The following is a 20361-nucleotide window of genomic DNA, read 5'->3' as shown; positions in this document are numbered from 1 at the left end:
TTCGTTGTGTTGGTTTCCCTTTTTCCCTCCTTGATGACTTTCCTTTGTTGTAGAATTTTTCCTATATTTTTATGTTCGTAGCTTCTGTTGTTCCTAATTTAGTGTTATAAAAGGGAGGGAAGAAATCTTAGCTTTATTTTATTGGTAAAAAAATTAACATAAAAAGTTGGGTGAAATAGGGGAATGGGGAATGGGGCATGGGGCATGGGGAATGGGGCATGGGGCATGGGGCATGGGGCATGGGGCATGGGGCATGGGGCATGGGGCATGGGGTAATTAGATCGAGGATAAGTATTGCTGATAATTGATGCCCAAACCTATCAAAAAATATATTTCCCTACTTTCACCAATAAAATTGGTACTTTCCTGCTTGATGCTTCAGGTTAACGAAAACGAACTTGACTAAATCGGGTTTGGAAATACAGTAACCATGCTGAATGATTAAAATCCTTACCTAGCAAGCTTTTAGGATTTTAAATTTTGTTTTTTTTCGTAGTAGTACTAGCCTTGTATCAAAGTAAAGTTTTATCCGAACAGCCAAAAAAAGTTGGCCTAACAGAAAAAAACATGTTTATTCTATTGTTAACAATAGTAAAGTTAAAGTAGAAAAAACAAAAAACCTGATTTTTAACTGGCTAAACTAGCAAACAGAGCATCTGTACTTATGTATTATTAAAAAGTAGGTGTGACGCTAGAACCTCAATGATTCCAGTACAACTTACCCTCAAAAACTTTCTGAGTTACCGTGATGCAACTTTAGATTTTCGCGGGCTACATACGGCTTGTATTTGCGGTTCTAATGGTGCAGGAAAATCTTCTCTCCTCGAAGCGATCACCTGGGCAATTTGGGGTGAGAGTAGAGCCGCTACTGAAGATGATGTTATTAATACTGGCGCGAAAGAAGTTCAGGTTGATTTCATTTTTCAAACCAGCCAGCAAATTTATCGAGTCATTCGCACCCGAGTGCGGGGTGGTAGTGGTGCTTTGGAATTTCAAATAGAAACACCAACTGGATTTCGCGCACTTACTGGTAAGGGTATCAGAGCAACACAAGATTTGATATTGGAACACATCAAGCTCGATTACGACACCTTTATTAATTCTGCTTATCTGCGTCAAGGGCGTGCAGATGAGTTTATGCTTAAGCGCCCCAACGAACGTAAAGAAATTTTAGCAGAGTTATTGAAACTCAATCAGTACGATGAATTAGAAGAACGAGCAAAAGAATTATCACGTCAATACAAAGCACGGGTAGAGGAGTTAGAACGTTCTTTGGAGTCGATGAAACATCAACTGCAACGACGTGAAGAAATTACCCAAAAACAAGCAAATTTAGAAGCCCAAATCAATCAACTACAGCAAACACAAGCATTTGATAATATCCAATTACAAAGTTTACAGGTTGTACAGCACCAGCGACAAACCTGGGAAGAACAACTCAATTTTGTAAGGCAACAATACCAAAATTCGACACAAGATTGCGATCGCCTTGGTCAAGAAAAGTTAGCAATTATCAGTCAAATATCAGATTTAGAGTCACAATTAGGTCAAGAAGCGGATATTAAAGGCGGATACTCACAATACCAGATTTTACAATCTCAAGAAGAAGCTTTTGCTACCAAGTTTGAAGAATACACTCGCACCGAAAGAATTCGTCAGCAAAAGCAACACCAGCTTACTAAACAAATTCACGAAATAGAGCGGCAGTTGCAACACGCTCAAGCCCAAATAGAAGCTTTACAGCAGCAAGAACGAGAAATAGAGCAAATTTTACAGAAGTCAGAGGAGGTGGAAGCAGCTTTAGCGCAACTAGCAGCTGCACGAAACCGCGTTGCTTACTTAGATGATTTACGTATGCAGGTGTCTCCTCTCCTGCAACAGCAAGCAACTTTACAAAGTCAATTAAATCGCGCTCATGCAGGTTTAGTAGCTCGCATAGAACAACTGGAAGTTAGAGAAAACCAACTGGAAACACAAAAGCGACGGCAACCACAATTGCAACAAGCAGTTATGGATGTGGCGCTCCAGATTGAAGAAATGGAGAAAAAGCGAGTTTACCTACAGCGAGTGCAAGAAAAAGGACAAGAACGCCGTCACTTTATTGAACGCCTACAAGCCCAGCAACGTGAGTACGAAAGGTTGCTAGGAGAACTAGATCAAAAACTACTTCTTCTGCAAAACCCTAATGCTTTATGTCCATTATGTGAGCGCCCATTGGAAGAACATAACTGGAATCGTGTGGTGGACAAAACCAAGCTTGAGCAAAAGGATACAGAAGGACAGTTATGGGTATTTCGAGAACAAATGGCTGTTTCTGACAGAGAAATTCAGGTGCTTAGACAGGAATACCGGGAAATATCACAACAAATAGCAACTTACGAAAGTCTGCGCGAACATAGAGGACAACTAGCCGCACAGTTACAAGCAACTAGTGACGTTGAACAGCAACTAGAAGAAATTGGTTTAGAAAGACGGCAATTAGAGCGATCGCTACAGTTAGGTGATTATGCCCCAGACAAACATGCTGAACTACGAGAGCTAGAACAATATTTACAACAACTTAACTACAATGAGCAAGACCATGCACTTGCCCGCAATGAAGTTGAGCGATGGCGGTGGGCAGAGATAAAATTGAGTCAGATTAAAGATGCAGGAAAGCGACAAGCTCAAATAGCAGCAAAAAAACCAGAACTTCAGGCAAAAATTGACCAATTAAAAATCAAACTGCAGCAAGAAGCAACTGATTCTGACTGTGCTAGAGAAATCGCTTCGCTTGAAGATTATCTCAAGGAAATTGGCTACGACACTGAGCAGCATAATAGCCTACGGTTAGGTGTGAAAAAAGCTCAACCTTGGGAGTTGCGCTATCAAAATCTTTTGGTGGCTCAGCAACAGTATCCTCAGCTTAAGACAAGAGCCCAAGAGTTAGAAGTTTCTTTGCAAGCAAGATTAGCCGAACGGCAAAGGCTTGCCTCACACATCGAAAGTATAACTCAGCAGATGGAGCAAACAGCAAATCCAACTGCTCAAATTCAGTCGTTAGAACAGCAGTTAGCATCACGTAGACGACAGCTAGACGAGCAACTCGCACAGTTAGGGGGCTTGGAGCAATTAAATCACCAACTAGGAACGCTGCAAGTTCAGTATGAACAACAACAGGAACAATTGCAACATGCAAAACAGCAACATCGTGTTTACCAGGAATTAGCACAAGCTTTTGGTAAAAATGGTATCCAGGCATTAATGATTGAGAATGTTTTGCCTCAATTGGAAGTTGAGACGAATCAACTACTGGCGAGACTTAGTGCGAATCAGTTGCATGTTCAATTTGTTACCCAAAAAGCTGGGCGTCATGGTAAATCAACTAAGAAAAATGTTAAGCTCATAGATACTTTAGAGATTTTGATTGCTGACGCCAGAGGAACACGAGCTTATGAAACTTACTCTGGTGGGGAAGCGTTTAGAATTAATTTTGCTATCCGTTTAGCTTTAGCGAAATTATTAGCACAACGATCTGGTGCGGCTTTGCAACTGCTGATTATAGATGAAGGGTTTGGGACACAAGATGCGGAAGGATGCGATCGCCTCATTGCAGCGATTAATGCGATCGCGTCTGATTTTGCTTGTATCCTGACTGTCACTCATATGCCTAGTCTTAAAGAAGCTTTCCAAGCACGTATAGAAGTTGATAAAACTCAGCAGGGTTCACAATTACGATTATTGATATGAGATGCGAGGAGAGAAACACGGGGACATTTTTTATCTTGCTATTCTTCAAGATGGCGAGAAAAATCCATTCTGCTGTGTAGAATCGCCACTACATAGACCGTCTGAGCTACCACTCGATAGACAATAATATGTTCACCTGCGTTATATGCTTTATGCGTTTGTGGAATATCGGATCGCCAGTGTCCAAGCATAGGATTGTCCGTTATTGTCTCAAGACATCCCTTGAGCAAAGCAGCGTATTTCAACACTTGCTCTTTACCATGAACATCCCGTGTGTAACGCTGAATTTTCTTATAATCGCGCTGTGCGCGCTCAGATAAATAGAGGGTGTACCCATTTTCCTTATTATTCATCAGCAAGCACTTCTGCGGTCAAACGGTCGATCAATGCTGGGTTGTAAGGCGCAACACGTCCTGCTTGTACATCTGCTTCTCCTTCGGAGATGGCAGCACAGAATAACGCTATACGCTTGCTTTCAGTGTGGGAATCCATGTGCTGACGCAGTGCATCCTTCACAACTTCTGTGTAGGTGCTGTAAAGTCCTGTATCAATCAATGCCTGCACATAGTAATCATAGGGGTTACCCAAATCTAGGCGTGGCATAGTTTTCGCTCCTTTGGATGCTGATGGTACAAATATTATACCATTTACTACCATAGTTACCAAGGTCGAATCGTGCTATTGGTAAAGTTTTCTCATAAACGACCGTTTTTGAGAGGAACTCCGTTTGGCTACAGCAATCTGGTTCAGCTTTGCAGCCGCTGATTATAGATGAAGGGTTTGGTACATAAGATGCACAAGAATGCGATCGCCTCATTGCAGCGATTAATGCGATCGCATCCGATTTTGCTTGTATTCTCACTGTCACCCATATGCCTAGTAGTCTTTAATCATCAATAACCGGATATAAGCGTTTTAATTTGATTCTCGCCTCCGTGGTGGTGAAGTGCCAACTGATAGTGGAGTTAAGACTATTGCGTTGTGTATTCCATGCTTTGAGTTCGGCTTGGAGGCTAGGAAGGTCAGGAATACGACGGTCAAGGCACTGGCGTGTAAGAGTGGCCAACCTTACAAAAGCAGTGGATTCCTGATTACAAAGAAGCTGAGCAAATGCGCAGACGGCTAAAAGTAAAAGTTGAGGAATGGGTTCGCCTAGGTGAAGAAGGTGGTTTCTTAGACAAGATTGAACTGGCCGAAGTAGAGCAATGGTTGTCAAGTCCAGACGCGAGTGATTTGGGTTACGATGCATCACTACCGAGGCTAATTACTGCCAGTCAACGCATGATTAAGCAAACTCAAACCAAACGAATAGTCCGTTTGGGCTTTTTCTTTATAAGTTTAATCACATTGTTAGGTGTGATATTTTATGCGGTTCTTCCCGGATTGGCACGCTCTCTAAATGATCATGCGAATGAAATATCTCAGAAGGATCAAGATGATAGGGCTCTACAAGAGCTTAATTTAGCGCTCATGCTCCAGCCAAGGTTCGCAGTAGCTTTGTACACTAGGGGCGCGATCTATGAGAAAAAGAAAGACTTTGATCTTGCTCGTGCTAACTATCAAGGTGCAGTAGAACTTCGCTATGCTCCAGCGTATGGCAATCTGGCACGGCTAGAAATTATCGAGGCACAAAATTATACAAAAGCTGCCAAGCTAACGAAGGAAGGCTTAAAATTCGCAACCGACGATGAAGCAAGATATACGCTCTTAAAGAATTTAGGTTGGGCATTATGGAATATGAGCCTCAAAAAACTCCTCAATCTGTCCCTCTGTATACATCTGTATCGGATAAACTCCAGCCGGACGCAGTATAATTGCACCATCAGCAGTAATTTCTACCGATAGCATAGTTTCAGTCTCCAACCCCAGACGCTTGAGAATAGCTTTAGGGATAGAGACTTGACCTTTCTTTCTAAGCTTGATGACTTCCATAATTCAAACATCCGGATCGCCGGAAATCAGGTAAATAGTAACGAATGAGGCTTATCAATTGTGTTGCAGTCTGTAAAATTTTATAACAATCTCAAAAAATTTCCGGCAATTATCATGGATATGAGCAGATCGAGCAGAGTAGGATAACCTATGTCAAATATACTTAGAAGAATTACAGTTAATCCTAAGCAATGTGGTGGTCGCCCTTGCATTCGGGGTATGAGAATTCGTGTATCAGATGTACTAGACTTGTTTGCATCCGGACTTAGCGCAGAACAAATCTTGGAAGAAATGCCCGATCTTGAAGCTGATGATCTCAAAGCAGCACTTTTATACGCCTCGCGTAAGCTTAATCATCCTGTGTTGGTGGCATGATAATCTGGATAGACGCACACCTATCACCTGCTATCGCTGCTTGGATCACTAGCACATTTGGCATAACAGCATTAGCTTTGCGGGATATTTCTCTCAGAGATGCTGAAGATCTTGAGATTTTTAAGGCAGCAAAAGCTCAAGGCGTTATTTTTATGACAAAGGACAGCGACTTTGTTGATTTGGTTGATCGTTTTGGAGCGCCACCAAAAATTATCTGGTTGACGTGTGGGAATACTTCAAACGCTCGGTTACAGGAGATTTTGAGTACAACTTTGCTAGAAGCACTGGAGCTTTTGCAAGGAGGCGAAGCATTAGTCGAAATCAGAGGAGATTAGCAGCCTGGGCTAACATACTCAGTAAAGAGAACAGTTGTTTTAGAATCATCGTGAAACTTTAAGGTTCGTTTCCCCAATTTTTTTGCTAGTGCTTATCCTAACCCCATTTTAGAAATATAAGTAGATACTCTGAAGCCGTATAACAGTATCTACGTGTTATCCTTTATTTACTAAATATGCACTATTTTCTCTCGTTACATAAAAAAGTAGTGAGATCAGGGAGAGCACACCATGTATTGGGACAACGACTTAAGGTTTTACTACCATCACAATCTGATAATAGTTAACGATGAGGAGGATGTAAATACAATTGCTATTAATATTGAGTACCGTGTGTTTGCTATAGATGGTAAAAGCTATTTTATCAAAAACCTTACTTCTTTAGAATGTTTCTGGTGCTATGCTAATAAATTACTGGCACTTGGTGAGGTTGTTAGTGGTCAGTTGCTCTCTACAAACAATCCAGGAGAAATTCCTACACTGATAATCACAGAAGCATCAAAAGAACTCATGAGACAGCAACCTGATTAATCTCATCTGGTGTCAGGTGAGAGTGTATCACTTGACCATCGCGAAACCAAACAATGCGCTGAGTTTTGCGAGCAACGTCTGGTTCGTGTGTTACCATCACAACAGTAATTCCACTGGCATTGAGTTCGCCAAAAATCTCTAACACTTCTTGAGTTGTGCGGGAATCTAGCGCACCAGTAGGTTCGTCAGCTAGAAGCAAAACTGGGTGATTAACAATAGCACGAGCGATCGCCACCCGTTGTTGCTGTCCACCAGAAAGTTGATTTGGTTTGTTATTAAGTCGTTTTTCTAGTCCTACCCGCTTAAGAGCTTCAACTGAACGCTCATATCTTTCTGCTGATTTTACATCAGCATACACCATTGGCAGCATGACATTTTCTACCGCTGATAATTGTGGTAACAAATGGAATTGTTGAAAAACAAACCCCAGCTTTTTGTTACGAATATGTGCCAATTCAGTATCATCCATGTGAGCCACATCGATATTATCTAAGTAATACTTTCCAGATGTCGGACGATCCAGACACCCAATAATATTCATGGCTGTGGATTTACCAGAACCAGAAGGCCCCATAATTGCACAGTATTCGCCTTGTTCTATAGTTAGATTAATATCATCTAGTGCCCGCACTTCAGTTTCACCACTGCCATAAATCTTAAAAACTTGTTCTAAGCGAATAATGGCTGGCTTGCTTGTAGGTGAGGAATTAGCAGTTAAAACTGGGGAGTTAAGAGTCATTGCTTCTTCCATTTACTTATGCACTCCTTAAAGCTACAATCGGGTCGAGTTTGGCAGCACGACGAGCAGGAACAACCCCAAAGAATAAACCAATACCACCAGAAACACCGACGGCGATCGCAATCGCTACAGGAGATACAGCGGCTTCTAATGGAGTCAGCGCACCTACAAGCATCACACCACCTACGCCAATAACTGTACCAAGTAACCCTCCGGCTGCAGAGAGAATGACTGCTTCAATAACAAACTGTAGTAGGATATCCCGCTCATTTGCACCAATTGCCTTACGCAAACCAATTTCTTGGGTGCGTTCAGTCACTGACACGAGCATAATATTCATGATGCCGATACCACCTACAAGCAAGGAAATACCAGCGATCGCTGCTAGCATAATTGTTAAAGCACCAGTAATTTGACCAACAATCTGGAGCGCATCTTTCTGAGTACGAATAGTAAAGTCATCTTCATTAAGAATTTTGTGCCGTTGGCGTAGCAAATTAGTAATTTGAAACTCCGCTGCGTCAACTTGATTGTTACTACGAGCCGAAGCAACGATATAATCTAACGCTATACCATAGGGAGAATTCTTTCCGACAAGTAGATTAGCAGAAGTAGTGATTGGAACTAAAGCTGCGCTGTCGTAATCAGCTCCCACGCTTGAGCCTTTAGCTTGTAGCACACCAATAACTTGAAAGCTGGAGCTTTTGATCCTTAACTGCGCACCTACTGGATTATGACTACCAAACAATTGTTGTGCCAAGTCCGCACCTAAAACAACAGCTTGGTTATTACGCTTAAGATCTAAATCGGTGAAAAACCGACCTTTAGCAGTTTCAAAATCCCGTACTTTAAGAAAACTAGGTTTTGTGCCAATGATGTTAACACTGGTGTTTCGATTACGATAATTCACTACTACTCTCGTATTCAACTCAGGAGATACCCCGATTACTGCTGGTACTTGAGAAATAATTGCATCCGCGTCTGCTAATACCAACGTCTTTGGGATATTAGACGAAATCCTCTGAGTTTCACGATTACCAGGACGTATAAATAATACATTTGGCCCTAGAGATGCCAACTGTTTGGTAACATACTTTTGTCCTCCTTGGCCAACACCAATCATGGCAATGACTGAGGCATTACCAATCACAATCCCCAACATAGTGAGGGTACTACGTAATTTATTTGATAGCAGGGTTTTTCCTGCCATTTTGACACTTTCGAGAAAATTCATTTTTTTATTTTTGTTTCGCCTGCTGCTCACGCCTATAATCTGGAGGCGGGTTAATAAAGACGAGATCGCCCTGTTTCACTCCCTCTAGAATCTGAGTTTGGTCTTTAATTTGCGAGCCAATTGTCACATAGTGAAATAGAGGTTTATTCTTAGCATCCGGAATTAATACACCCGTGTTACCTTTTTCTGTAACAATCGCTACAGTTGGTACTAATAAAGCATTCTTGAGTTGATCACCAAAAAAGGTTAAATTTACGTTCAAACCAGAGCGTAGCTTATCTAAACCACTATCAATAGCAATTCGTATTTGGAATAATGTTACGCCTTCATCTTTGACTGCTTCCGGAGCAATCAAACGTACATGTCCTTTAAAAACTTGGTCAGGGTAAGCATCAGCAACGATTTCCACTTGCTGTCCCTGTTTGATTCTACCAATGTCAATTTCTGGAACTTGTGCTAAAACTTCTAATCCCTTTGCTAGAGCAATAATTGAACTAGAAGTTGCTGAGGCGCTGACAGATGCAGAAGTTGTTGGTGTTACAAACGCGCCGATGTTAGCATACTTTTGGGTTACAACTCCAGAGAAAGGAGCACGGATGACCGTATCTTCCAACTTTACTTGTGCTGCTTTTAGCTTAGCTTTAGCCATGTCCACAGCCGCCTGATTCTGAGCAATTTCCTCTGTACGGGTTCCACTTTGCATCAGCGATAACTGTTTTTCTGCTTCTCGTAATGCTGCACCAGCTGCATTATCATCGCTGATAGCTTGATCCAGTAATTGCTTTTTCTCTGCTCCCTGTTGGTATAAGTATTGGTAGCGCTTGACTTGCTGGCTGGTGTAAAGTGCCTTGGCTTTAGCTGAGTCGACTTGTGCTTGTGCTTTTGCAATTTCCTGTGGACGGTTACCAGCAACTGCCTCTGCTAGCTTTGCTTCGGCTTGTTTCCCGTCAGCAAGAGCTTGATCTACCTGCGCCTCAATATCTGCACTATCCATCCGAGCAATAATTTGCCCAGCTTTCACCTTATCGCCCTGTTCTACATACAGATGTGTTAAAAGTCCAGGGTTTTTTGGGCTAATATTCACATTCTGAATTGGCTGCACCTTACCACTAGCAGTAATCCTGACTGTGATGTCCTTCGCCTGAACCCCAACGGTTAATTGGGAAATGTCTTCTTTGTTGTTTAAGCGATTGACCACTGTGTAGGTTGTAGCTGTACCAACAACTAACATACTAGCTGCTAATAACCCTATCACCCAGCGTGAGCCATGCTTAACTTTGCCAATTATAGGAATTTCTAAATACGTAGTCATAAGAGCAGCGATGGTAGAAGAGCCTTTAAGTTAGCTAGATAGAACTTACGACAACCGTTCCGGGAATTACGTCAGGCTCAAGTTTTAAATCAAAATTGTCATTGCTTAACATATTAATAGTAGCCTTTCCTACACATGGAAAGCTTCACCTAAACGGGTGAGCGGCAACATTAAGATGAGCCTAAATAACTCTGCTTAAATAACGACAAGCAAAGATACAAAAACTCGAGAAAGTTTTCATCCTAACTAACAAATAATTTCCCAATGCCCAATGCCCCTTGCCCTTTGCCCCTTCTTCTAAATTTTCCTTTCGTCAAGGGCTCAGATCGTTTAAGCTAACTGAAAGATTGTTTGATTTGTAAACCAGAGGCGGTACAGTGCCAAAAAAAAGTGGGTTAATTTCTCTTCTGGTTGTCTGTAGTTTGTGGAGCATGCCAAGAGCTGCTTATTCACAAGCACTGATACCCCATACACTGCAACTAGATACAGCAAAATTAGAACAGCAGGGGTTGAGTTTAGCACAGGAAGCGGCTCAGCTAGCCCAGTTTCAACAATTTGAATCAGCTTTACCACGAGCCCGACTAGCATCTCAACTAGCTCCCAAAAGTGATAAAGTCTGGTTTTTGTTAGGTAGTTTGTATTTACAGACTAAGAATGTTGACGGTGGAATCACTGCTTTGAAGCGAGCGCAATCTCTGAATCCTAAGAATGGAGACGTTCTGTTTGCCTTAGGCTCAGCGTATTTTCAACAGCAAAAGTATCAAGATGCTACAGGATATTTCCAGGCAGGCTTGAAGTTAAAACCTAATGATCCAGAAGGTTTGTTTGATTTGGGCAATGCTTACTATGTTCAGGGTAAATTAACAGATGCGGTCGCACAATATAACAAAGCAGTCTCCTTAGAAAAAAAATTCTGGCCAGCTCTTAACAATGTTGGGTTAATCTTGTATGAACAGGGTAATATTCAAGGAGCGATTAGACAATGGCAATCTGCTGCTGCTATTGAGAAGCAAGCTGCTGAACCACGATTGGCAATGGCAGTAGCTTTGTATACTAGTGGCAATCGCCAGCAAGGTATAACAATGGGTGAAGCTGCAATCCGCATTGATGATCGCTACGCCGACTTAAATTTTCTTAAGCAGAATCTCTGGGGTCAGCGTCTACTTAATGATACTAAGAAGTTTTTACAATTACCTAGTATTCAAGCCGCTCTCCAGCAACGCGGAAACTCTTCATCTTCCAAGCAGCAATCAACAGAATAAACAATTTGTTAGTTGTTAGTTATTGGGTGTTAGTTATCAGAAATTCTACCAAGCACCTTTGGGGTGGGTGTAGGGTGTGGGTTATAGAGGAATGGCACTAAGAAAAACCTAAAAAGGGGCTGATACGGGGACGCGGTGACGGGGTGACACAGGGAAAATTCTATCTCCGCGTCTCCCCGTCTCCCCTCTCCGCGTCAATCTTAACCTTTAACTTAGTGCCATTCGGGTTATAGAGTGTGGGGTGTAGGGTTAGAAAGAGCGCCCACGAGCGGCTCTGTTTAAAGCCGAGTTGAATTGTGGGCGAAAAAATCCTTTTATCACAGGTTAGGTTTAAACCCAACCTATGAGCGGGTGGTTTTATATTTTCCCTATCCCCTACACCCTACACCCTGTTCATCCAATTTTCTTGTACTACTTGCTAAAAGCGTCATCAAGTAGTACATATATATTAGTGATACCAGGAAGCGGCTCGCCGCAGTTCTCAGACGGTCTCCAGTAAGTTAGAATGGCTCTTTAATGGTCATCTTTCGGTAGGAGTGCCAGAATCTGGTCAACAAATTGTTGATGGTCAACAATAGGTTTGGAGATATAACCATCAGCGCCACTTTGCTTGAGAAAGTTCTCGCGATCGCCTTCCATAGCGTGGGCCGTCACCAGAATAATAGGTAATGTTGCTGTTTGTGGATCAGATTTCAACATTTGGGTAATCTTAATACCATCAACAGACTTTCCTTGGTAAACACTGCGTGACAGAGAGACATCCATCAAAATAATGTCAACTTCCCCCGTTTTGGCGAAATTTATTACCTCTTCTACATTTTCAGTGTGCTTTACCTCCAAGCCACCTCGCTTGGTCAAAATTTTAGAAAAAACTCTAGCATTAATAAGATCGTCTTCCACAATCAAAACAGTGTTCATGAGAATTTCGATTTTTGATAGCCCATCTTAACTCTTAAAGCACATGCGCATAAGAGGGAAATCACCACTCCAACGCTACATGTGTAAACATCTAGTTAAATAAAAAGGAGTCAGGAGACAGAATTCAGGAGTCAGAATACACCACCCATAAAGGGATGGGGTTTTAAGAAAAGTTTCAATCCCGACCCGCTTCCACTCTTAAACGAGGTTTTAACCAACAACTTCATTCTGACTCCTGGCTCCTGACTCCTGTATTCTTCTTTATAAATACCTCAGTCATCAAGGATAATACTACTGCTTTTTATCCTACGACTATAAAGAAAAGAAGATTTTGTAATGAAGAGCATTTCTTCCGTTATGCTGTGGTTGCTACAGTCTTCGTTTATAGCAACTTTTGTCTATTGAAAACTCAGGGAACAAACTCATGGCGAAACAGTTAAACCTTCTCCCCACGGGACAGGTCATTACCACAGCCTTGCATACAGAGATGCAAAGGTCTTACCTAGAATATGCCATGAGTGTAATAGTTGGGCGGGCGTTACCAGATGTACGCGATGGCTTAAAACCTGTTCATCGACGCATTTTGTATGCCATGCACGAACTCGGTTTGACCCCAGATCGACCATATCGTAAGTGTGCTCGTGTGGTAGGGGATGTACTGGGTAAATACCACCCTCATGGAGATCAAGCAGTCTACGATGCGTTGGTAAGGTTGGTGCAAGACTTTTCTAGCCGCTATCCTTTACTGGCTGGACATGGCAACTTTGGTAGCGTGGATAACGATCCACCCGCAGCAATGCGCTACACTGAAACACGCCTTTCACCCGTTAGTCACGAGGGTATGCTGGCGGAAATTGGCGCGGAAACGGTAGAATTTGCCGGAAACTTCGATAATTCTCAGCAAGAGCCAACTGTGTTGCCAGCACAATTGCCATTTTTGTTACTTAATGGCTGTGCAGGAATTGCTGTAGGGATGGCGACCAATATTCCACCACACAACTTAGGGGATGTGGTGGAAGGGTTGATTGCTTTGATTGATAACCCTAATTTACCTGACGACAAGTTATTTGAATTGATTCCTGGTCCAGATTTTCCCACTGGTGGGGAAATTATAGGTGATGCTGGGGTTCGTGAGGCATATACTACCGGCAAAGGTAGTATTATCCTGCGGGGAGTCGCTCAGGTAGAAGAAATTTTACAGGGACGGGGTAGTAAGCGTCGAACAGCAATTGTGGTGACAGAATTGCCTTATCAGGTGAATAAGGCGGGTTGGATTGAGAAAGTCGCAGAACTGGTAAATCAAGCTCGTCTTCAAGGAATCGCGGATCTTCGGGATGAAAGCGATCGCGAAGGAATGCGCGTAGTCATTGAACTAAAGCGCGATGCAAATCCTCAAGAAGTTCTTCAACATTTATATCACCAGACAGCCTTACAAATTAACTTTGGGGCAATTCTTTTGGCGTTGGTAGATGGACAACCACGGCAGTTGACCTTACGCCAGCTTTTGCAAGAGTTCTTGAGTTTTCGAGAGCAAACACTTTCACGTCGTTACACTCATGAGTTGGAAAAGGCTCAAAGTAGACGCGATTTGGTAGAGGGTTTACTGGTTGCACTCTCTAATCTAGACGAGGTTATTGAAATTTTGCGTAATGCACCTGATGGTGGGACTGCAAAAATTAACCTGCAAAACCAACTCAATTTGAGTGAGGCGCAAGCAGATGCAATTTTATCTATGCCGATGCGACGCCTTACAGGTTTAGAGAAACAGAACCTACAAACGGAGTTTGAGGAGCTAAATCAACAAATTACAACGTTGCAAATATTACTTAATGATAGGCGAGAATTACTTAAGTCCCTGAAAAAAGATTTCCGCTCTCTTAAACGTAAATACAGTGATGCTCGTCGGACTAAGTTAGGGGTAGCAAACCCAGAGCCAGCAAAGGCACAAGGGAGAAAGTCTTCGGAAAAAGACTCTAATGACGATGAAAACTCACAGATTCAAGAACCACAATCCCAAGTAGTTGCAGAAGAAGTGGTTTTAGAATTTACCCATCGAGGTTATGTACGCCGCCTTGGGGCTTCTTCAACAAAGAGGTCAAGATCTGACAATGGTACGTCAGATAATGACTTCATTACACAAACTGCTGCAACCGATACAGAAAAAGAGTTGCTCGTACTCACTAGTGGAGGTAAAGTATACCCGGTTAAGGTAGGCGATATTCCTCCTACAACTGGGCGTTCTGCACGAGGAACACCATTAATAACTTTACTTACTAATACTGCTCAAGAAGCTCAAGAAGCTCTTGTAAACCGCTTTTTCCTCCCTCAAGATCCAGAAGGTACACAGATAATTCTTGTCACTAAGCAAGGAAGAATTAAGCGCCTCGCTCTTACTGAACTGACTAGTCTGACGCGTCGTGGAATCACCATCTTGAAACTTAAAGATGATGATGAATTGTTACTGACTCAATTTACTACCAAAACCCAAGAGCTAGTTTTAGCAAGTTCTGGTGGGCGATTACTGAAGTTTACAGCAAATGATGAACAACTCCCTATCATGGGTCGCACTGCTATGGGTCTACAAGCGTTACGTTTGCGTAACCAGGAAGTGATGATTGGCTGTGTAACTTTAGAAGCAGAGGAGGATGTATTACTAGTAACTCAATTAGGATACGCTAAACGCCTGCAAGTCGGTAGTTTACGATTAGGTAACCGTGGTGATATCGGAACCCAAAGTTTCAAATTTGCCAACAAAACGGATGCCTTAGCGGGTATGGTACTAGTAATCCCAGGCTCTGAAGTGGCAGTAGGAACTAATCATCAGCGAGTAGTCCGGGTACCTGTAGAGGCAGTGTCTAACCTGGGTAGAGATAGCGTTGGTCAAAGTATCTTGCAACTTAACCGAGATGAAAAAATTATTAGTGTTACTAATGCGGGGTAGTGGGCATGGGGCATGGGGCATGGGGCATGGGGCATGGGGCATTGGGCATTGGGCATTGGGCATGGGGCATTGGGCATTGGGTACTGGGTACTGGGATTTACAAGCATATCAATCTACAAGTTTTTCTCTCCCTCTGCTTCCTCTACTCCCCTGCTCCTCCGCCCCTCTGCTCCCCCGCTCTTTTTAGGGTAGTTAATCGTACCAGAACTGATTTTGAACAGGTGTAGACGGAGACAAGAGGTTTCGCGTCTCTAAAAATGTGCTTGCCAAAAGATGAGCGGAAGGGATTGCTATTAGCTTGATGCTAGAGTGTCATCTATAGAATTTTTTTATTTTTTTATCGCCACTTTATAAGTAAAGTGTATCATTTTTATTGTAAATAAATATTACTTTTCCGAAAATTATTGTTATTATAATTAATAAAAGGTTACAAACTTAAAAACAAATACTAAAGTTAAAGCCATGACAAACACAACAAAAATTACTACTCCTGTAATTGAAGATCGTAATGCTTGGCGCTGGGGCTTTACTCCACAAGCGGAAATTTGGAACGGTCGCTTAGCAATGATTGGTTTTTTAGCAGCAGGTTTGATTGAACTGTTTACAGGTCAAGGCTTCTTACACTTCTGGGGTATTCTCTAGCCTAGAAATGTCCTCAAGTGGAAAACAGGTGTGTTGTCTGTCCAGAAAGCTCTCACACCTGTTTCATGAGTTGTTTTGATTGCGGCAAAAATCTAAGATATTTGACAAAAAAAGTAATAGGGGCGAACAATTGTTCGCCCCTATATAGATAGTTCACTTCATATAAGTGACATAAATGATAATAAAATTCGTATTATTTGCTATGAGTCATTTGAAGAACTTATGACTCATGGCCAATAACTAGCGAATATACTCTTTGAGAACACTATTACGATTCGGATGACGTAACTTCCGGAGTGCTTTTGCCTCAATTTGCCGAATCCGTTCGCGGGTAACATTAAAAATTTGTCCAATTTCCTCAAGAGTCTTCATGCGTCCATCATCTAGTCCATAGCGCAGTCTGAGCACATCTCGTTCACGAGGGCTTAGACTATCAAGGACTTTTTCCAGATCTTCTCTCAGGAGATTTTTGGAAACTTGATCTTCTGGTGTCTCGCTATCCGATTCAATAAAATCGCCTAGTCGAGAATCTTCTTCTTTCCCGATAGGCGTTTCTAGTGAAATTGGTAATTGGGCAGATTTAGCAATAAACCTTAGTTTCTCAATTGTCATTTCCATACGAGTTGCAATTTCTTCTTCTGTGGGTTTGCGTCCCATTTCTTGAGAAAGCAACTTGGTGGTTTTTTTGATCCGAGAGATGGTTTCGTAAAGGTGAACCGGAAGGCGTATGGTTCGAGATTGATCAGCGATCGCACGAGTGATAGCTTGACGAATCCACCATGTAGCGTAGGTAGAAAACTTATATCCCTTCTCGTGGTCAAATTTTTCAGCCGCGCGAATCAACCCTAAACTACCTTCCTGAATTAAATCTTGGAAGGATAAACCCCGGTTCATGTACTTTTTGGCAATTGAAACGACTAGACGCAGGTTGGATTGTACCATTTTGTCTTTTGCCCTACGTCCAATATGCAGCCGATAACGGAACTGTGGCAACGGTAATTGTACTGCTTCTGCCCATTCGCTATATAGAGGTTCACGTTCTAACTGCTGGTATAGTCTTTCGTAAACTCGCTCTAATTCCAGCAAATCGGCAATTTTCCGTGCTAGTTCAATTTCTTCGTCTGCTCTGAGAAGACGAATTCGACCAATTTCCTGTAGATAAAGCCGAATAGAATCTTCAGTGTAATGCTTCTTCTTACTTTGTGACCGACGACGCGACTTAGCGGCTTTTCCAGACTTTGCGTCGTCCTCATCAGACTGAGGCTCTAAAAAATCATCAATTTCGCCGTCGTCGCTAATCAGCAAGTCCTCTTCATCGTCTATAACTAAGAGTTCCTCCAACTCGATCTCAGGCTGATTTATTATTTCTAGGTCAGGCTGAAAAATGTTTTCGAGTACGTTGTTAGCCTGGTTCATGCCGCGTTCCTCATGCTCCTTGCAGAATCAATTACTCACAATTGTGTGTACCGCTCTTATAAGATCTATCTTGTTTGATGATTAAGAGCGTTTTCGGCTAAATTGCCGTAAGTAGTTAGGTTAATTTTCGCGTTTTCTAAGAACAGCAAGACTAGATAGGTTTCTTGAAGTTCGCTTCCTCCTTGCTTGAGGAGCTTACGCGCTTCATAAGAAGCCACGACTCTAACTTCTGCTTACCTCATCTTTTGTAATTGCTCAGAACTTTGCTTTATAGCTTAGGTTGCTACGATGATCAGCAAATTCCTTGTCCTAGTAACCGCCGTGCGTGTTGATGGACAACACAATTTTTTTAATAGGTCTAAAAAAGACTCTTCTTGCTAAGAAAATTCACCGCTCCATACAAAAGAAGTATACCTGTCGGGGGATTTTTTTTCTAAATACTGTTCCGATTGTAGCCTGTTTCACAGAATTTGCACTCTTTTCGTGTGGTAACCATGAACTTATTTCTTGTAGAAGCAGATTTTACCTACTAACCTTGACTAGACAAGATTTACGATTAAGTCTGTCACGACTAAGGTAAAGGCTCATTAACCAAAAAGACATTCAAAGTGGTAGTCATAACTTGATTCTCTACCAAACTTTTTGGAATTACACTCTGATTTTCCTTGAAATTCAAAATTAGGTACACCTGCCTTTCTTGGGTTATAAGTATCTACGTACAACAGCAATTACTTAGGAGTCGTGCATTTTATATTACCTTATAGGATAATGTTCCGTGCACCCGCTTTTACATTTTCTTTATAAACTCCTCACATGAAGAATATATTTCATCCATTGTGAAGCACTTTCCATCACGGATGGTTCTTGTCTGACAGTTGGTTGCTGTCTTCAGAGTTGCCTCGCATAGGAACTCTAAATCCAACTGAATTTGGTGCTTATAATGAAGTCATACAATAGGTCATCCTTTTGATCTTAATCACACGTTAGCGCAATGCTGAAATTTCCACCCTATGAAACTTGACAAACTTTTCTTACTGTATACACCGATATTTTAATCAATTCAAAAAGTATTTGACAGCCAAGTTAATCAATCCTATCCTACAAAAGTGTGAAATTGCATAGAATAAATGCAAAATTTATCACACTCTACATTATAAGCAGAAAAAAATTTGTTAAAAAATTACAATAACCGGGCATTTGGCAGTACAAGTACTCACTAATGCCCGGCATGCTTTAAATATCTAAGTCTGAGAGATTCAGTTTAGAGCCGTAGGTTTCGATAAATTCACGTCGAGGTGCAACGCGATCGCCCATCAAGATTGTGAAAATGCGGTCTGCCTCTGCTGCATCCTCAATTTCCACTTGCTTAAGAGTGCGAGTTTCTGGATTCATTGTGGTTCTCCAGAGTTGCTCTGGCATCATTTCACCCAAACCTTTGAAGCGCTGGATGGTATAGTTGGCGTTATCAGGAAACTCTTTAATCAGGGCTTGGAGCTCGCGATCGCTATAACAGTAGCGATGATTCTTCCCTCGCTCCACTTTATAAAGTGGTGGACACGCAATGTAAATGTATCCCTGTTCAATGAGCGATCGCTGATACCGATAGAAGAAAGTCAACAACAGTGTTCTGATATGCGCGCCATCTACATCAGCATCCGTCATAATTACTATGCGGTGATAACGCAGTTGAGAAGCATCAAACTCCTCACCTTTAACACCCAAACCCAATGCTGTGATCAGTGATTGGATTTCGTTGTTTTTGTAGATTTTAGAATCGTCGGTTTTCTCAATGTTTAAGATCTTACCACGTAAGGGAAGAATTGCTTGAAAACGCCTGTCCCTTCCTTGTTTGGCACTATTATGAACAAACACACCACTTGCCAAGGCAAAGTTATGGGTATGAGGGACTTCAATGTCATAAACATCTACCGATTGTTCTAGGTGTTCGATGGAAACAACGCGGTGGTTATAATTGGCAACTGCTTCAACTGCTAGAGCTTGGGAACCTTCAAAGTAGCGTTCACAGAATTTATCAAACCGTAATAATGATTTGTCTCGTTTTTCTAGACGATAAGCTTGGTATGTATCCAAATTCAGCGTCCCTTGCTCAATCTCTATTTGCTTAAGAGCTGCAATAGTTTTGCTGTAGTATGTTTGCTGCAATGCTGTTTTACGCTTTGCTCGAAACTCTGGTGTCCATTGTTCCTGAGTCTTTGATCGCCGCCACTCCAACAAAACTTCATCTTGCCATTGTTTCTGAGCTACGAGTGAAGCTGCTTCTCGTGCTTGAGGGTTGTTAGCAAAATGCTCACGAACTCTTTGAGATTGAGCTTGACGGTTTACCGCATCGTCCCAATATTTTTGCTGTGCTTGGTTAAGTCGTTCATCATTTTGCTCACGGTATGTGTCGTTACTGTTGTAAAACTCACGCCACTTAATAACCATATAAGCTTTGTAAGCTTCATCCTGCCATTGCTCACGAGCTTGTTGTGAAAGAATTTCGCGCGTTTGCTGTTGCTGCATTCTTTTACTCATCTTGGCGCGGTATTCCTGGCTTTGACGAGTTTTGCGACTCTTTTCAATTACATCTTGTCGATGCAATGTTTTTTCAACATGAGCGCGGTGTAGTGCTAAATGTTCAACAGCAGATAACCGCCTTATATTTGTGGGGTTGTTGTTATGCTTGTTGAAATCAATGTGATGGCAATGGTCACCGTCTGTAAGTTGGTAAACACCCTGCCAGCGATTATACCAATCTGCTAACACGTGGGTAAATAGCCAGGAGTCAGACCGAGGGTTCCAAACCATCTCGTAACCATCAATGGTAATTCCTGATTCACTTGTGTCAGACAACCGGCGATATAATGGCATGAGCGAATCATTCGGTGTTAATGATGCGGCTTGTTTGTAACTGCCATCGCGTAGCATGAAGCGGTGATCCGGTGTACAGACAATTGTTTCACCGTTATCCAGAGTTACTTTAATAACTTCGGCA

Annotated in this window: 19 protein-coding genes and 1 pseudogene; 8 read left to right on the top strand and 12 right to left on the bottom strand. The window is 42.0% G+C overall.

Annotation, left to right across the window (positions count from 1 at the left end; genetic code table 11):
• Nucleotides 1–702 precede the first annotated feature (702 nt).
• Nucleotides 703–3729 carry an exonuclease subunit SbcC gene (sbcC, locus tag G4P69_RS30950; protein ID WP_208353450.1) on the top strand — a complete coding sequence of 1009 codons (3027 nt, stop codon included), beginning with the start codon at nucleotides 703–705 and terminating at the stop codon, nucleotides 3727–3729.
• 38 nt (nucleotides 3730–3767) lie between these two features.
• Here the strand turns inward: sbcC and G4P69_RS30945 are convergent, their stop codons facing one another.
• Genes G4P69_RS30945 through G4P69_RS39630 form a run of 4 tightly spaced genes read right to left on the bottom strand, consistent with a single transcriptional unit; the run spans nucleotide 3768 to nucleotide 4795 of the window.
• Nucleotides 3768–4082: a type II toxin-antitoxin system RelE/ParE family toxin gene (locus G4P69_RS30945; protein WP_208345205.1), complete on the bottom strand. Its 315-nt coding sequence runs from the start codon at nucleotides 4080–4082 to the stop codon at nucleotides 3768–3770.
• The gene (locus G4P69_RS30940; RefSeq protein ID WP_208353444.1) at nucleotides 4075–4332 is read right to left on the bottom strand and encodes a hypothetical protein; all 258 of its coding nucleotides are present in this window, start codon (nucleotides 4330–4332) and stop codon (nucleotides 4075–4077) included. Before G4P69_RS30940 ends, G4P69_RS30945 begins: the two co-directional genes overlap by 8 nt.
• Nucleotides 4310–4597, bottom strand: a complete 288-nt coding sequence (locus G4P69_RS30935) for a hypothetical protein (protein WP_208345203.1) — start codon at nucleotides 4595–4597, stop codon at nucleotides 4310–4312. The genes G4P69_RS30940 and G4P69_RS30935 overlap by 23 nt, the downstream gene beginning before the upstream one ends.
• An 18-nt stretch (nucleotides 4598–4615) precedes the next feature.
• Entirely contained in the window at nucleotides 4616–4795 is a 180-nt protein-coding gene (locus tag G4P69_RS39630; RefSeq protein ID WP_208345202.1) for a hypothetical protein, read from the bottom strand.
• 44 nt (nucleotides 4796–4839) lie between these two features.
• Here G4P69_RS39630 and G4P69_RS39625 point away from each other — a divergent pair, with 44 nt between their 5' ends.
• Nucleotides 4840–5574, top strand: coding sequence for a hypothetical protein (locus tag G4P69_RS39625; protein ID WP_243902679.1), 735 nt, complete (start codon nucleotides 4840–4842; stop codon nucleotides 5572–5574).
• Nucleotides 5575–5583: 9 nt separating this feature from the next.
• On the opposite strand, the pseudogene G4P69_RS40735 reads toward G4P69_RS39625, so the two are convergent.
• Nucleotides 5584–5661 (bottom strand): annotated as a pseudogene (locus G4P69_RS40735) (hypothetical protein); the annotation flags it as partial.
• Nucleotides 5662–5811: 150 nt separating this feature from the next.
• Between G4P69_RS40735 and G4P69_RS30920 the strand changes: the two are divergent.
• The 3 genes from G4P69_RS30920 to G4P69_RS30910 all read left to right on the top strand — a co-directional run bounded on the left by G4P69_RS30920 (nucleotide 5812) and on the right by G4P69_RS30910 (nucleotide 6902).
• Nucleotides 5812–6036 carry a DUF433 domain-containing protein gene (locus tag G4P69_RS30920; protein ID WP_208345200.1) on the top strand — a complete coding sequence of 75 codons (225 nt, stop codon included), beginning with the start codon at nucleotides 5812–5814 and terminating at the stop codon, nucleotides 6034–6036.
• The gene (locus tag G4P69_RS30915; protein WP_208345199.1) at nucleotides 6033–6371 is read left to right on the top strand and encodes a DUF5615 family PIN-like protein; all 339 of its coding nucleotides are present in this window, start codon (nucleotides 6033–6035) and stop codon (nucleotides 6369–6371) included. Before G4P69_RS30920 ends, G4P69_RS30915 begins: the two co-directional genes overlap by 4 nt.
• 231 nt (nucleotides 6372–6602) lie before the next feature.
• Nucleotides 6603–6902 carry a hypothetical protein gene (locus G4P69_RS30910; protein WP_208353436.1) on the top strand — a complete coding sequence of 100 codons (300 nt, stop codon included), beginning with the start codon at nucleotides 6603–6605 and terminating at the stop codon, nucleotides 6900–6902.
• Here G4P69_RS30910 and G4P69_RS30905 read toward each other — a convergent pair.
• From G4P69_RS30905 to G4P69_RS30895, 3 genes are read right to left on the bottom strand one after another with little or no spacing between them, the layout of a single operon-like run.
• A complete protein-coding gene (locus tag G4P69_RS30905; RefSeq protein WP_208353429.1) occupies nucleotides 6880–7653 on the bottom strand; it encodes an ABC transporter ATP-binding protein in 774 nt (257 codons plus the stop codon). The two genes, G4P69_RS30910 and G4P69_RS30905, sit on opposite strands and share 23 nt — an antisense overlap.
• Nucleotides 7654–7657: 4 nt before the next feature.
• A complete protein-coding gene (locus tag G4P69_RS30900; protein ID WP_208345517.1) occupies nucleotides 7658–8875 on the bottom strand; it encodes an ABC transporter permease in 1218 nt (405 codons plus the stop codon).
• A gap of 4 nt (nucleotides 8876–8879) precedes the next feature.
• A complete protein-coding gene (locus G4P69_RS30895; RefSeq protein WP_208345516.1) occupies nucleotides 8880–10187 on the bottom strand; it encodes an efflux RND transporter periplasmic adaptor subunit in 1308 nt (435 codons plus the stop codon).
• Between the two features lie 377 nt (nucleotides 10188–10564).
• On the opposite strand from G4P69_RS30895, the gene G4P69_RS30890 reads away from it, so the two are divergent.
• A complete protein-coding gene (locus G4P69_RS30890; protein ID WP_208353424.1) occupies nucleotides 10565–11449 on the top strand; it encodes a tetratricopeptide repeat protein in 885 nt (294 codons plus the stop codon).
• 513 nt (nucleotides 11450–11962) lie between these two features.
• Here G4P69_RS30890 and G4P69_RS30885 read toward each other — a convergent pair.
• Complete coding sequence (locus tag G4P69_RS30885) at nucleotides 11963–12367, bottom strand: response regulator (protein WP_208344928.1); 405 nt, start codon at nucleotides 12365–12367, stop codon at nucleotides 11963–11965.
• 424 nt (nucleotides 12368–12791) lie between these two features.
• On the opposite strand from G4P69_RS30885, the gene gyrA reads away from it, so the two are divergent.
• Together gyrA and G4P69_RS30875 are read left to right on the top strand one after the other, a co-directional pair.
• Nucleotides 12792–15308 (top strand): DNA gyrase subunit A, encoded by a 2517-nt coding sequence (gene gyrA / locus G4P69_RS30880; protein ID WP_208344929.1) that lies wholly within the window; start codon nucleotides 12792–12794, stop codon nucleotides 15306–15308.
• A 462-nt stretch (nucleotides 15309–15770) separates the two neighbouring features.
• Entirely contained in the window at nucleotides 15771–15950 is a 180-nt protein-coding gene (locus tag G4P69_RS30875) for a chlorophyll a/b-binding protein (protein WP_208344930.1), read from the top strand.
• 240 nt (nucleotides 15951–16190) lie between these two features.
• On the opposite strand, the gene rpoD is transcribed toward G4P69_RS30875, so the two are convergent.
• The 3 genes from rpoD to G4P69_RS30860 form a co-directional block, all read right to left on the bottom strand.
• Entirely contained in the window at nucleotides 16191–17366 is a 1176-nt protein-coding gene (gene rpoD / locus G4P69_RS30870) for an RNA polymerase sigma factor RpoD (RefSeq protein WP_208344931.1), read from the bottom strand.
• Nucleotides 17367–17431: 65 nt separating this feature from the next.
• Nucleotides 17432–17584 (bottom strand): hypothetical protein, encoded by a 153-nt coding sequence (locus G4P69_RS30865; RefSeq protein ID WP_208344932.1) that lies wholly within the window; start codon nucleotides 17582–17584, stop codon nucleotides 17432–17434.
• Between the two features lie 1015 nt (nucleotides 17585–18599).
• The coding region (locus tag G4P69_RS30860) for a toprim domain-containing protein (RefSeq protein WP_243903099.1) at nucleotides 18600–20361 on the bottom strand (1762 nt) is incomplete at its 5' end.

Source organism: Aetokthonos hydrillicola CCALA 1050 (assembly GCF_017591665.1).
Classification (GTDB): domain Bacteria; phylum Cyanobacteriota; class Cyanobacteriia; order Cyanobacteriales; family Nostocaceae; genus Aetokthonos; species Aetokthonos hydrillicola.
This window is presented reverse-complemented; position numbering and strand designations above follow the sequence as displayed.